This window comes from Gluconacetobacter asukensis (assembly GCF_014174375.1).
Lineage (GTDB): Bacteria > Pseudomonadota > Alphaproteobacteria > Acetobacterales > Acetobacteraceae > Gluconacetobacter > Gluconacetobacter asukensis.
Genome location: NZ_JABEQE010000025.1, coordinates 1 through 12,164 on the forward strand (window position 1 = coordinate 1; position 12,164 = coordinate 12,164).

Here is a 12,164-nt window from a genome sequence, read left to right on the forward strand (position 1 = left end):
TGCCGGTTGCGATATGCCCATTGAGGGCAGGCGACGGCAGCGTCCCGGCGCTTGGGCGGGATCGCTGGCCGCGCTCCCATGGTCCAGACATGTTCCCGGAACGCATTGGAGGCATATCCCTTGTCGCCGACGACCCATAATGGTTCGCGTGGCAGGCCGGTCGAGCATGGCGGGCGCGAGCGGCAGTTCGTGCGCCTGACCGGGCGCCAGGCTGAAGGCGACAGCACGGCCGCGCCCGTCACGAAAGGATACGACACCGTAACGCCGAAGAGAGGGTATCAGGTCATAGTCCTGGAGACCCTCTGCAGGGCGACTGATTATTGCGCGAGATACCCGCCATCGACCGGGAGAACCGCACCGGTGATGAACGAAGCTTCGTCGGATGCCAGGAAAAGGATCGCATTCGCGATTTCTTCCGGCTGACCGATGCGGCCGAGCGGATGCATGGAGACGACCTTTCTGATTCCCTCCTTGTCCATGGCGGCCACGGCAGGCGTATTGATCGTGCCCGGTGCCACGGCGTTGACGCGAACGCCCTTTGGCGCGAGGTCAATGGCGAGATGCTTGGTGATGCCCGACGCCACGAATTTCGCCGGACCATAGACCGCCTGTCCCGGCTGGCCGGCAAAGGCAGAGATCGAGGACAGGCAGACGATCGCGCCCTTTCCCGCTTTCACCATTTCGGCGGCGGCATGTTTGCACGACAGAAACATGCCGCGTCCGTCAACGGCCATCGTATGGTCCCACAGCTCGGCTGTGGCCTGTTCCAGCGTAGCCTCCGGGATGATGCCGGCGTTGGCTACAAGAATGGAGACTTCTCCGAACCGCGCGACGGCTTCGGTTACCATGGCGCGGACTTCGGCGTCCTGCGAAACATCGGCCACGACCGGGTAAGCGGTCGCGCCTTCCGCGGTCAGTGTGTCGCAGAGGGCGTGCAAAGCGACCTCGTCGATGTCGCTCAGGATCAGCCGCGCGCCTTCCGCCGCGAACAGACGTGCCGTGGCGGCGCCGATCCCTTTGGCGGCGCCGGTAATGATCGCGCTCTTGCCATTCAGGCGGCCAAGTCCTGTTCCGGTCATTTTGTTTCCGCTCCTGTGATGTTCGAGGCACGACATATACGCTTTCATCCGACGGCAGAAGGGCAATAGGATGAAGCCGTATCAACGTTGCATTGAGAGGAAATCATCTTTTGAGCCGCTTTGAACGTTCCGACCTCGCGGATCTGAACGTGTTCCTTACAATCGTGCGCTGCGGCGGATTTCGTCAGGCGGCCGTGGATCTCGGCGTGACGACTTCAGCAGTGAGTCACACCATACGCCGTCTGGAAAGCCGGGTCGGCGTGCGCCTGTTGCATCGCACCAGCCGCTCGGTCGCGCTGACGGCGGCCGGCGACGACCTGGCACAGGCCCTGCGCGCCGGTTTCGATATCATCTGTGACGGGCTTTCCGCTCTCGACGCCCACCGGGAAGGGCCTTCCGGGCGGTTACGCCTGAACGTTCCGAAAGATGCAAGCCGCCTGCTGTTCGCCCCTGTCTTGCAGGCGTTCTTTACACGATTTCCCCTGATCCATCTCGACATTGCCGTTGAGGACAGGTTCGTGGATATCGTGGAAGAGGGATATGATGCCGGCGTCCGATTCATGGAACGCGTACCAAAGGATATGATCGCCGTTCCTTTGACGACGCCGCTGCGTTGGGTGATCGCGGCGTCCCCCGATTATCTGAACAGGAACGGATACCCTTCACGGCCGCAGGATCTGCACGATCACCGCTGCATCCAGATGCGGATCGGCGATCATTCGACCTACCCGTGGGAACTCGGCAATGGCGATGCCCTGGTCCGTATCGAAGGACCAGGCTGCCTGCGTGTGAACGATACCGACATGGGTGTGGCCGCCGCGGTGAAGGGGATAGGACTGGTCTATTGCCTGGAACGATGCGTCGAAGCGGAACTTGCAACGGGCGCGCTCGAAATCGTCCTGCCCGATTGGGCATCCATGGGCGCGCCGTTCGCCATCTACTATTCCAGCCGTCGACATTCGCCGCCGGGCCTGCGAGAACTGACACGCGTGATTCGCGAAAGCGAAGAACTGTGAAGCATGGTTATCGAAACGAGTTGGCTTCGCGGCGTCGGTTGCGGTCAGGTTTGCCGCAGGCCAATATCGGCCCATCTGCCCGACATTTCGCCTGTGCCGCTGCGCCGCCTGGCACAGCAGACCGTCAGACGTCGGGTATGCGGTCACATCAACTCCCGCGCGCGATCGGCAAGGGCGTGCAGACCGCTGACGGGGGTGTCGGCCATCATGCTGATCCCGAGCCCGTCCTGTGCCCAGACATAGCCCGGCGTGCGACGCATCGGACGCATCGGGGCGGTCATGTCCTTCCCATGCATGGGGCGTACGAACAGGGAAATCTGCGTGCCATCGCCGTCCCGGTAGAAGAACAGGCAGGCCGGGCCGTGATCCGTCGTAACGAGCTGGCCACCGGTCAGATTGTAGCCTGCCGCGGACAGATCCGGCGGTCGGACAGAACGCCCCAGCGCCCGGCTGCCCCAGGCTGCCAGTTGCACGGTATCGCCCCCTGTGACGGCGACGCTCACCCGCGCATCCTGCAACATGGCCGCCTCCTGTTCGACGGACGCGATGCCGATGGGCACATACCGGTCCCGCAGCAACCACCCGCCGCCCAGGCCTGCGGCGAGGGCAAGCACGACTGAAGCCGCCATCTGAGGCGTGCTGATGCGCTGCGGCCTGCGTTGCCTCAGGCGGGCAACGTCAAAACGCGCGGGTACGGGGTCCTGGAGTTCCGCATCCATCGCCGCAGACAGGAGATCGCGCTCCCGGCGCCATGCCGCGATATGGCGCTGCGCCTCCGGATTGGTCGCCAGCCAGGCATCGACCGTCCGGCGCCGTTCGGGAGACAGGAGATCGTCGACCCAGGCATGAAGATCGTCCTCGGTCACGGGGCGCTCCGGCAGTGTCATTTCACCCTCCTAAGCCTGGGCCGATCCTCGCTTTCGACGAGCCGGTGCAGAGCTGAACGCGCGCGGGAGAGGCGGGACATGACGGTGCCGATCGGCACGCCAAGTATTTCGGCAACCATACCGTATTCCAGCCCTTCGACACCGACGAGCATGAGCACCTGCCGGTGGTCGTCGCTCAGGCGGTCGAACGCCTGAGCGACCGTCTGCCATTCCAGATGCAAAGTCTGATCAGCCTCCTGTACCTGTTCCGGGACGGTCGTCTCCGCCATCGGCACAAGGCGCTTCAACCGGCGCCACTGGCTGACATGGAGATGATGCGCGAGGGTAAACAGCCACGGGCGCAAGTCTGGCCGCCCGCGCACCTGATGCAGGCGGGTCAGCGCGCGTTCCAGGCAATCCTGCACCAGATCGTCTGCCTGATGCGGGTCGCGCGTCAGCACCCGGGCATAGCGCCTCAACGCCGGTATGGCGCTCTGCAGCCTGATATCGTCGCCATCGCTCACCCGTGCCTGCCTCTCCTGCGGTCGTCGTCGCACTGGTGAAGACGCTCCCGACGCTGGTTTATTCCCGTTTCAGCGGCAATTGAGAAAAATATTCCGAGAAATCTGTTGTCCGCGGGGAATAGATCCTGTCCCGCGAGCGTCCACCCGACAGAGGCTTTCATAAGGATCGGGAACAATGGCGACAAAATCCTCGGGGCCGCCAGGCGTCGCGTTGCGCTGGGCGGGCGTGGTCGCGGCCCCTGCCGCGCTTGCGCTTGGCTTCCTCTGGGCGGGTGGAGGATTTTCCCCTCACCGCGTGACGCAAGACCGGCTGATGAGCGAAATGCACGCCTCCGGGAGTTATGGCCACGGTTTCCGGCGAAGGCATGCGAAGGGCGTGTGCGTCGGGGGATGGTTCGATGCCAGCGGCACGGCAGCCCATCTGTCGGATGCCGCCGTCTTCCGCGAGCGGCACGTCCCTGTCGTGGGGCGCTTCGCCCTTGCTGTCGGCCAGCCCGACGTGGCCGATAATCCGGCGACGGTGCGCAGCATGGCGTTGCGTTTCATGCCGCCGGATGCGCCGGAATGGCGGACGGGGATGAATGACCCCCCGGTCCTGGCGCTGCGCGATGCGCGCGACGCGTCCGATCAGTTCCTGACCCAGCGGATCGATCCCTCGACCGGAAAGCCCGATCCTGCGTCTATGAACGGCTTTCTCACAAATCATCCATGGCTCCAGAAAGCGGCCGACGAGATTGCGCACCGCTTCGTTTCGTCCGGTTTTGCCGACGATACCTATCACAGCCTTGACAGCTTTCTGCTCGTGGCATCTGACGGCGCGAAGACGCCCGTGCGTTGGGCCATGGTGCCCGCACAATCCGTCGCGCCGGCTGATGAGCGCACGGGCGATCCCAATTATCTCTTCCGGAACCTCGTTGCGGAAATCCACGAACATCCCTTGCAATGGCACCTGATGATGACGTTGGCCGGCGCCCATGACGCCGTGGACGATCCCAGCCAGATCTGGGCCGACGATGATCGGCAGATCGACGCCGGAACCCTCACGCTGGCGACCGTCGAAAGCGAGGATGGCGGTCCCTGCACCGGCATCAGCTTCGATCCGCTGGCCCTGCCTCCGGGCATCGTGCCATCCGCCGATCCGATTCTTCAGGTCCGCTCGGCAGCCTATATGCGCTCCTTCTTTCTACGCTCCGGCGAAACGCGTGGCCCGAGCGCCGTCAGCCCCGTCATGACTGCGACACCCGGTCAGGTGGAAGGAAAAAGATCATGAATGTCATAACGCAGTTTTCCCTTCTTTCGCGCGTCCTGCACTGGCTGATGGCGGCCTCGATCCTCGTCATGCTGTTCATCGGGCTCTTCATGGCCTCGTCCGTCGGTCCGCACTATCATCGGCTGGTCACAATTCACCGCCCTCTGGGGATTGCGATTCTTGTGCTCGCTCTCCTGCGTCTGGCAAACCGGCTCCGGACACCCGCGCCGCTTTTACCTGCGGAGTTTCCGCCGCTTCTGAAGCTTGCCGCCAGGGCATCCCACGTTCTGCTCTATATGCTGATGATCGCTCTGCCTCTCGTCGGGTGGGGGATGCTGTCCGCGGGGGGCTATCCGATCCCTCTATGGGGGCAGTCCGTGCTTCTGCCGCCGATCCTGCCGCATGATCCGACAATGTGGGCATGGCTGCGGTCGGCGCATACGGTGCTGGCGTTCGCGCTGTTCGGGCTCGTCCTTGCGCATATCGGGGCTGCCCTGTTTCACGGTCTGATCCGACGCGATGGCGTATTGCAGAGCATGACGGGCGGGGGAAACACGTCCAACGCGACGGGTATTGGCAAGACGTCGTGATTGTGGAGTGGCTGCTTTCACAGTCCTGACGGGTTTGTTCTGCCTTGCACGGTCTCACTGGTCCTGTTCGCGCTACGGACGTAAATCGAGGGGACTATGCTGCCGCGCGGTGCTCATCGCGCGCTGCCTGCCAGACTTCGCGGGTGGCGTCGGCGTTCATCACGGCGATACCGAGCCCAACGAGCAGGTCCGGCCATGCGGAATGCCACAGCAAGGCCGTGACCAGGCCCGCGAGGATGATGGCAATATTGGCCAGCACGTCATTACGCGCCGACAGGAAGGCGGCACGCGTCAGACTGCCGCCGTGATAGCGATAGCGGGTCAGCATCAGCGCACAGAAGACATTCACGAGCAGCGCCCCCAATCCCGTCACTGTGAGGGCCAGTGGATGGGGCGGCGTCGGAAGATTGAATTTTTGCCATGCGGTCCAAAGTGTCGCGAGCGCCGGAATCAACAGGATAGCGGCCAGGGTCATCCCGACCCGCGCCCGGCTGCGCGCCGTCCAGCCAAGTGCCGTCACAATCAGGAAATTGACCGAGGCATCCTCCAGAAAATCGACGCTGTCCGCGAACAGGGAAACCGAGCCGATGGCAAGCGCCACCGTGAATTCGATGCCGAAATAGGCCAGGTTCAGAAGCCCCACGAGAGAGACGGCCCGCCGTAGGGTGCCGGCCATGTCGTTCGGTGATGTGGAATTCATCGTTGTCATCTCTTTCGTTCGATCAGGATTCTCCCATCCGGAGATGGATTATAGCGAGGGTCAGACCACAATTTCGCAACATGAGCGGTTTCTTGCCGGTCCGCTGGTAGAAAGCTCATCAAGAATCACGCACTCGACGTCATGGGTTTCGTCACGATCATGGGGTGTCTTGCTTGGCTCTGGCCGTTGATCGAGCCGGTGGCGATCGGGTTCTTGCGAGGATAGCCCGTCGCGGCTTGGACGCCATTATCGTGCAGTGCTCCACTCTGTGTTGTTGTTCACGCATGCTGTGCGACGATAGCAGCGATCTTATGTGCATCGCGGCGGCAGCGCATGCGATAATGCGGCGGTCGGCGGCGGTGCCGTGACGGCATTGCTCGATCAAGATGGCCAGTTCCCGGGGCAGAGCCGGCAGGTCGTGAAGCTTGCGGGCGATCTCCGACAGATGCGCGCATGCGATCGCGTTCCTGGAGATCATTCCTGTTGCGCGCGGAAATACGAATACAGGCTCTCGAAAATCGCGCCCCCCAGCGCAGTCCGTTGCTCATCACCCTGATTGACCATGGCAACGCCGGAGATAAGATGCGCGATGCCTGTCGCCTCCTCGCGGCCGAACTTGCCGTCCTTGAGGTCGATGTCATGGATGATCTCGCCGATCGCCCGGAGCGCCGGATCGGTGAGTCCGGCACGAGCCAGCAACACCTCGAAACTGCATTGATCGCCTTCGTGGGTGAATTCGCCCGCGAACATGTCGAAACGCAGTTCGCCTTTCTTCGGTTCGTAGCCTTTGCTCGGCACAAAGCGGATGGTGGCGGCAGGATCGATGAAGCGTCGGATCAACCATGCGCAGGCGATGCGGTCGACATGCACATCCTGGCGCGTCACCCAGACACGTCCCTGAAGCGCCCGACGCACACTCGCTCGTGCCGTATCTGAGGTGCCTGCCTCCCCATCGTTCTCCGTTGCCCGTGCCTCCAACCCGTCCAGAACTGCCTCCAGCACGTCGCGACCGCCGGCCCCGAAGAAATCGATGCGCGCGACCGCCGCAACGCGTTTGCGCAGCCGGCGGAGCTGGGTGTGGATTTCCGCCCGCTTGTCCTCGGAGCGGTCGGCATCAAGTGCGCGGCCAAGTTCCCGCGTTTCGTCAGAAATCGCGTCATAATCAGCGTTGCGCGCGGCATCGAACAGGGCGCGCACCTGTGCGTCGGACAGGCCATCGATCAGCCGTGCTTCGCACATCATCGCCTCCCCGCCGCCTTCGACGATCTCCTTCAGGAGCCATTCCAGGTCTTCCTGCGTTTCGGCTCCCGCCGGTAGCGCATAAACCGTGCTCTTCACCGCGACCGCGCCGATGCCCTGCAGCCGTCGCCAGATCTTCACCCGGAAATAGGCCGGCTTCGGCGGCAACTGGTGGATCAGGAGCAGCCAGGGCTGCCCGGTTCGGGAGGACTCCGCGCTCATGAGGTTTATTTTAGGAATGCCCCTCTCAGGGTGCAACCGCTGTATCATTTGTTAGTTCTGGTGTTGCAGAGGCGTGATGCAGCCAGTCGTCGAGGCGACCGGTGCGATCCCCGTCGACGTTCCGGGGGTCAAATTCGGGCATGTCGGAGAGCGCCGCAGCTTCGACGCCTTCGTCGCCCGTTACGGTCTCGATCGTGATCCGGCCATTTCAATGGTCGCGGCGATCGTACGGGGCACGGACACCGATCGACTGAATCTGACACCCCAATCGGCGGGACTGCTGGCGATTTCCGAGGGCTGCGGACGATCGCGCCCGACGATCACGAGATCCTGAGGCGTGGCTTCGTCCTTTACGACGCCCTTCGGGCCTGGGCCGAGAGCGAGCAGGCAATGCCGGTCAGCACCGCCACCGATCAAGGAGAAGAAAAATGCTGAGACGATTCATGACGGGCGCGGCGTTCATGGCGATGCTGTGGGCCGCCCCAGCTTCTGCCGCGCCCGGTCCCTGGGCAGCCGTGGGTGAGACCCTCGGCAAACCCGGCATGGAATTGCCCGGCAGCGTCTATCGCGTGGCCCTGCCGCGCTCCGACCTCAAGGTCACGCTCGATGGCGTGGCAATCAAGCCAGCGCTGGCGCTTGGGTCCTGGCTGGCCTTTCTGCCGATGGGCAAGGATGCCATGGCGATGGGCGATCTGGTGCTGACCCAGGATGAGGTCGAGCCGGTGATGACGCGCCTGATCGAGGGCGGCTTCGAGATCACCGCCTTGCACAACCATCTGCTGCGGGCCGAACCGATGACGATGTACATGCACATTGACGGACACGGTGATCCCGTAAAGCTGGCCCAGATCCTGCACGCGGCGCTGCTGCTGACCAGGACGCCGCTGGGTGCTCCCGCGAATGCGGCCTCCCCGAAACCGCTCGATCTCGACACCGCGATGCTGGATCGGATTCTCGGGCAGACCGGAAAAGCCAATGGCGGGGTCTATCAGTTCACCATCCCGCGGGCCGAGACGCTGACGAGTGACACGATGGCGATGCCGGTTGCCATGGGAACCGGCATCGCGATCAATTTTCAGCCAACAGGTGGCGGCAAGGCTGCGATCGCAGGGGACTTCGTGCTGATTGCGTCCGAGGTCAATCCGGTACTTCGCACGCTGCGAGACCATGGCATCGCGGTCACGGCGCTGCATAATCACATGCTGAATGATCAGCCCCGGCTGTTCTTCATGCATTTCTGGGCGAATGACGACGCGGGCCGGCTGGCGCAGGGCCTGAAGGCAGCGCTCGACCAGATGAACCTGAAGAAAGGGTAAGGGAACGCGCGTCCTCCGGCTGCTCCGGCTGCCGGTATCGTGCCGTTCCCCCGTGGGGCATGTCCATGAAACTCGATGCCGTCATCCAGGATCGCCAGTCGCTGCTCTATATGGAGCGCTATGTCGGCCTGGGCACGAAGACGTATAGTCCAGTGGCGGCACGAACAGAGGCAGCGCCAGCCTATCAGCCGGAAAGCGAGCTGGCATCGTTCGATCTCGTCACCGTCACGGTGCCTCGGGAGCGAGTCTCCGTGTTCCAGGCGGCTCCTGCCGGACATCTGGCCGAGCAGTATCTGCGGCCGGAAGGCATCCGGTTTGTGATCCATCCCGCGACGTGGGCCATGGAGGGGATTGCGCATCTCGAGGAACTTCGTGCCCTGCCGCGCGGCGCGCCGATCCGGGTCGCGCCCACGGCATCGACCCGCACCGTCCTGACAGTCGGTCCGGAGGTGGCGCCGCATTGTCTCAAGCTCCATTATCCGGTGCGGATCTCCCGCTTCAACCGCGGGTTGCGGCGGCGCAACATCCAGAACAGCGTCGCCATCACGGCGGAGATGGCGCAGGTGCCGTCGGAGCGGTTTGCCTATCTGCCCGATACGCTCGGCTTCGCTTTCGGCACCGACGAGAAGGCCTGGGGTTTCCTGGTGCGGGAAGTCATTCCCCGGCCGCTCATCGCCGACCGCTTTCTGATTCCGTGCTTTGCGCTCTATGGGCGGGACATCCACGCCCTGGATGATCCGCCGCTGCTGGTGCAGATGATCGCGCGGCTGCGCGTCGATCCGGCCGCGTTCGTGGTCAACGAGATCATCATTCCCGTCATCGCATTCTGGTGCTGGGGCGCGCGTCGTGGCCTGCTGCTGGAATCGCATGCCCAGAATACGCTGCTTGAAATCGACCGGAACTTCGGGCCAAGGCGGATCGTGCATCGCGATTTCGACATCTGGATCGATACGGAAACACGGCGGCGCTGCGATCTCGGCCTGCCATTCCCGGGGGTAGGTCTTGTTCCGGACGCCGGCCAGTCGATGGAACAATATTACAGCATCGTCTATGACCGCTTCATCGGTCATAACTTCTTCGACTATCTGCTCGACCTGTTGCGACGCTTTTATGATGTGGAGGAAGAGGCCATTCGGCAGCGAGCGCGGGCAGCCTTCCACCAATTTTTTCCCGAAGCGCAGCATTTCTTTCCGAAGGACACGGTATTCTATTTCTCGAAAGACGTGCCGTCCGGTCGTGAGTTCATGATCGAGGATCTGCGGCAGGCGCCGGACTGGCGGTAGCGTAAAAAGGGAGTAGGGCATCACGCCACAGGGGCACCCAGCATATCGAGCACTGGGCAAGTCGGGACCTCCGAGCCATGACATTGTTCGATGCTTGTTGTCAGGAGCGATGCGAGCCGTTGCAGGTCGGAGATCTTGCTCTGGATGTCGCCCAGATGAGCTATGGCGAGTTTTCTGACCTCGTCGCAGGAGGATTGGCCGGGCTCTGCCAGGGCGAGCAGCGTCCTGATTTCCTCGATATCGAAACCAAGATCCCGCGCGCGCCGGACGAATGACAGGCGCCTGACATCCTCAAGGCGATAGTGGCGATAGCCATTACGCGCCCTTCGCGGCGCGGGAATGAGGCCGATGCGCTCATAGTAGCGCACCGTCTCCAGATGAACGCCGGTTTCCGATGCCAGCTTGCCGATCGTGATGGCCGCCATGCGTCATCCCTGCTCTTGAGTCCGTAGCCACTACGGGGTGTAGCATGAACCTCGATGCAATAGGAAAGTGACGATCATGGCCGAGACGGCGGACCTGCCTCAACGAACATCACGTAGCCGCATGGGCATGGAAAGAGGTGGAGTCCTGTGTGTCGCGGGCGGTATGGCAGCCAGTGTGGGTGCACTGATCGCGTCGTCCTGCTGCCTCATTCCGCTCGCCTTCGCTTCTTTGGGTGCCGGCGCGGGGGTCTTCAGTGCTTTGTCGAGACTGGCGCCGTGGCGCGTGCCATTGATTGCGGTGGCGGTCGCGGCGCTGGTCAGTGCCTGGGCGCTCAATCGGCGGAAGGCCAGGGTCTGTTGTGCGGGTGCGGAAAGTGGGGCTGCCAGGCGACGCATCGGGACTATCCAGATGCTATCCTTTGCCACCGCGCTCATCGTGCTGGCGGCGCTGGCATGGCCGCGCCTGGAACCCGTCCTGCTCAGGAGCCTGTCTGTAAGATGATTCGGGCCGCCTCGCTCCTGACCTGTCCCGCATGTGGCCAGCAATCGCTGGAAACCATGCCGACCGATGCCTGCCAGTTCTTTTACGATTGCCCGCATTGCGGCGTATTGTTGAAACCGAAGCGGGGGGATTGCTGCGTCTTCTGCTCCTATGGTGACGTTCCGTGCCCGCCGGTTCAGGAACATGGGCGACTGGCATGTTGCGGAGATGGTTCGCCATAGACCTGGGGTGGCAGTGGCGACGGAGTGATGGCGTCGTTGCCCTTCGCCTTTTCCTCCGGTTCGATGTGGATATTGACGACTGTCCCACCGAAATGTTCACGCAGACGGCATCTCGATGCGATCACAGATCCGGTGAGCGTCGGATACGGGCATCTGGCCAGGCACCACGAGATGCATCTCGACGAAAATGGTGTTCCGTCTGTGCGCGGACGGATGGCATGGATCTCGATGGCGTCCGTCGCGCTGTCCGCAACGAGGCGGCTGATTGCTGATGTCAGTTCGGGATCGATGACTTCATCCATCAGGCCGGCGATGAGTAAACAGCGGCACAGCGTTCCGGAGGCTGATATTGTTCGGGACGATCGGCCGGCAGAAATGCCGACTGACGGTCCATACCCGCATTGTGAAGGCTGATTTCGGAAAATACCGTCGGGGGTGAGCGCCCTTTGACGGCTTTTTTTTCCGATCTTGACCAGGCGGCGGTCAGGCTTGCGGCGCAGACCGGGCTGGAACACCGGCCCGCGAAGCTGGCCTACATTCCTGACCGGCCTTTTCCCGACTATATTCGGGAAAGCGCATGCACGGTGCGGTCGTTGGTCACATTGCCCGTATTGAGGGTCGTGTTCGGCTCCAGCAGGACGACATGGCATTCATCGCCCAGAGCTTCGGGACAATGTTCCACGCCATGCGGCACGATGATGAATTCGCCGGCTTCGATGTCGATGTCACGTTCCCGGAAATGCATGCGCAATGTCCCGGAGACGACCAGGAACAGTTCGTCCTCATGCTCGTGATGGTGCCAGTCGAACGCTCCCTTGAATTTCGCCAGCTTGATCTGGGACGTGTTGATGTCGCCGGCCACACGGGGGCTCCAATAGTCGGAAAATGTCGTGAAGGCCTGCACCAGGTTTATTTTTTCCATTGCTTGCGTC

The 12,164-nt window shown here is 62.6% G+C and carries 16 protein-coding genes and 1 pseudogene; 8 read left to right on the forward strand and 9 right to left on the reverse strand.

What is annotated here, in order from left to right; all coding sequences use genetic code 11:
* A pseudogene (locus HLH35_RS19810) lies at nt 1-240 on the reverse strand (transposase); the annotation flags it as partial.
* A gap of 77 nt (nt 241-317) precedes the next feature.
* Nucleotides 318-1,079: an SDR family NAD(P)-dependent oxidoreductase gene (locus HLH35_RS18130; protein WP_182980486.1), complete on the reverse strand. Its 762-nt coding sequence runs from the start codon at nt 1,077-1,079 to the stop codon at nt 318-320.
* A 110-nt stretch (nt 1,080-1,189) separates the two neighbouring features.
* Between HLH35_RS18130 and HLH35_RS18135 the strand changes: the two genes are divergently transcribed.
* Complete coding sequence (locus HLH35_RS18135) at nt 1,190-2,095, forward strand: LysR family transcriptional regulator (protein ID WP_182980487.1); 906 nt, start codon at nt 1,190-1,192, stop codon at nt 2,093-2,095.
* A gap of 143 nt (nt 2,096-2,238) precedes the next feature.
* On the opposite strand, the gene HLH35_RS18140 is transcribed toward HLH35_RS18135, so the two are convergent.
* Both HLH35_RS18140 and HLH35_RS18145 read right to left on the reverse strand, forming a co-directional pair.
* The gene (locus tag HLH35_RS18140; RefSeq protein ID WP_182980488.1) at nt 2,239-2,982 is read right to left on the reverse strand and encodes an anti-sigma factor family protein; all 744 of its coding nucleotides are present in this window, start codon (nt 2,980-2,982) and stop codon (nt 2,239-2,241) included.
* Nucleotides 2,979-3,485 (reverse strand): sigma-70 family RNA polymerase sigma factor, encoded by a 507-nt coding sequence (locus HLH35_RS18145; protein ID WP_182980489.1) that lies wholly within the window; start codon nt 3,483-3,485, stop codon nt 2,979-2,981. Before HLH35_RS18145 ends, HLH35_RS18140 begins: the two co-directional genes overlap by 4 nt.
* A gap of 175 nt (nt 3,486-3,660) precedes the next feature.
* Between HLH35_RS18145 and HLH35_RS18150 the strand changes: the two genes are divergently transcribed.
* Together HLH35_RS18150 and HLH35_RS18155 are read left to right on the forward strand one after the other, a co-directional pair.
* Entirely contained in the window at nt 3,661-4,755 is a 1,095-nt protein-coding gene (locus tag HLH35_RS18150; RefSeq protein ID WP_182980490.1) for a catalase family peroxidase, read from the forward strand.
* Complete coding sequence (locus HLH35_RS18155) at nt 4,752-5,324, forward strand: cytochrome b (protein ID WP_182980491.1); 573 nt, start codon at nt 4,752-4,754, stop codon at nt 5,322-5,324. Before HLH35_RS18150 ends, HLH35_RS18155 begins: the two co-directional genes overlap by 4 nt.
* 94 nt (nt 5,325-5,418) lie before the next feature.
* Here HLH35_RS18155 and HLH35_RS18160 read toward each other — a convergent pair whose 3' ends face one another.
* A complete protein-coding gene (locus HLH35_RS18160; protein WP_182980492.1) occupies nt 5,419-6,024 on the reverse strand; it encodes a cation transporter in 606 nt (201 codons plus the stop codon).
* A gap of 474 nt (nt 6,025-6,498) precedes the next feature.
* On the reverse strand, nt 6,499-7,485 hold the full coding sequence (locus HLH35_RS18165) for a chromate resistance protein ChrB domain-containing protein (RefSeq protein WP_182980493.1): 987 nt from the start codon (nt 7,483-7,485) through the stop codon (nt 6,499-6,501).
* 76 nt (nt 7,486-7,561) lie between these two features.
* Between HLH35_RS18165 and HLH35_RS18170 the strand changes: the two genes are divergently transcribed.
* The 3 genes from HLH35_RS18170 to HLH35_RS18180 all read left to right on the forward strand — a co-directional run bounded on the left by HLH35_RS18170 (nt 7,562) and on the right by HLH35_RS18180 (nt 10,084).
* On the forward strand, nt 7,562-7,819 hold the full coding sequence (locus HLH35_RS18170; protein ID WP_246385211.1) for a chromate resistance protein ChrB domain-containing protein: 258 nt from the start codon (nt 7,562-7,564) through the stop codon (nt 7,817-7,819).
* A gap of 94 nt (nt 7,820-7,913) precedes the next feature.
* Nucleotides 7,914-8,801 (forward strand): DUF1259 domain-containing protein, encoded by an 888-nt coding sequence (locus HLH35_RS18175; protein ID WP_220790766.1) that lies wholly within the window; start codon nt 7,914-7,916, stop codon nt 8,799-8,801.
* A 65-nt stretch (nt 8,802-8,866) separates the two neighbouring features.
* Entirely contained in the window at nt 8,867-10,084 is a 1,218-nt protein-coding gene (locus HLH35_RS18180) for an IucA/IucC family protein (protein WP_182980494.1), read from the forward strand.
* A gap of 20 nt (nt 10,085-10,104) precedes the next feature.
* Here HLH35_RS18180 and HLH35_RS18185 read toward each other — a convergent pair whose 3' ends face one another.
* Nucleotides 10,105-10,509, reverse strand: a complete 405-nt coding sequence (locus tag HLH35_RS18185; RefSeq protein WP_182980495.1) for a MerR family transcriptional regulator — start codon at nt 10,507-10,509, stop codon at nt 10,105-10,107.
* Between the two features lie 76 nt (nt 10,510-10,585).
* Here HLH35_RS18185 and HLH35_RS18190 point away from each other — a divergent pair, with 76 nt between their 5' ends.
* Both HLH35_RS18190 and HLH35_RS20270 read left to right on the forward strand, forming a co-directional pair.
* Complete coding sequence (locus HLH35_RS18190; protein WP_246373907.1) at nt 10,586-11,011, forward strand: mercuric transporter MerT family protein; 426 nt, start codon at nt 10,586-10,588, stop codon at nt 11,009-11,011.
* A complete protein-coding gene (locus HLH35_RS20270; protein WP_275944163.1) occupies nt 11,008-11,232 on the forward strand; it encodes a GDCCVxC domain-containing (seleno)protein in 225 nt (74 codons plus the stop codon). Before HLH35_RS18190 ends, HLH35_RS20270 begins: the two co-directional genes overlap by 4 nt.
* On the opposite strand, the gene HLH35_RS20460 is transcribed toward HLH35_RS20270, so the two are convergent.
* Together HLH35_RS20460 and HLH35_RS18200 are read right to left on the reverse strand one after the other, a co-directional pair.
* The gene (locus HLH35_RS20460) at nt 11,187-11,747 is read right to left on the reverse strand and encodes a hypothetical protein (protein ID WP_246385206.1); all 561 of its coding nucleotides are present in this window, start codon (nt 11,745-11,747) and stop codon (nt 11,187-11,189) included. The two genes, HLH35_RS20270 and HLH35_RS20460, sit on opposite strands and share 46 nt — an antisense overlap.
* Nucleotides 11,748-11,791: 44 nt before the next feature.
* Entirely contained in the window at nt 11,792-12,154 is a 363-nt protein-coding gene (locus HLH35_RS18200; RefSeq protein ID WP_182980496.1) for a cupin domain-containing protein, read from the reverse strand.
* Between the last annotated feature and the right edge of the window lie 10 nt (nt 12,155-12,164).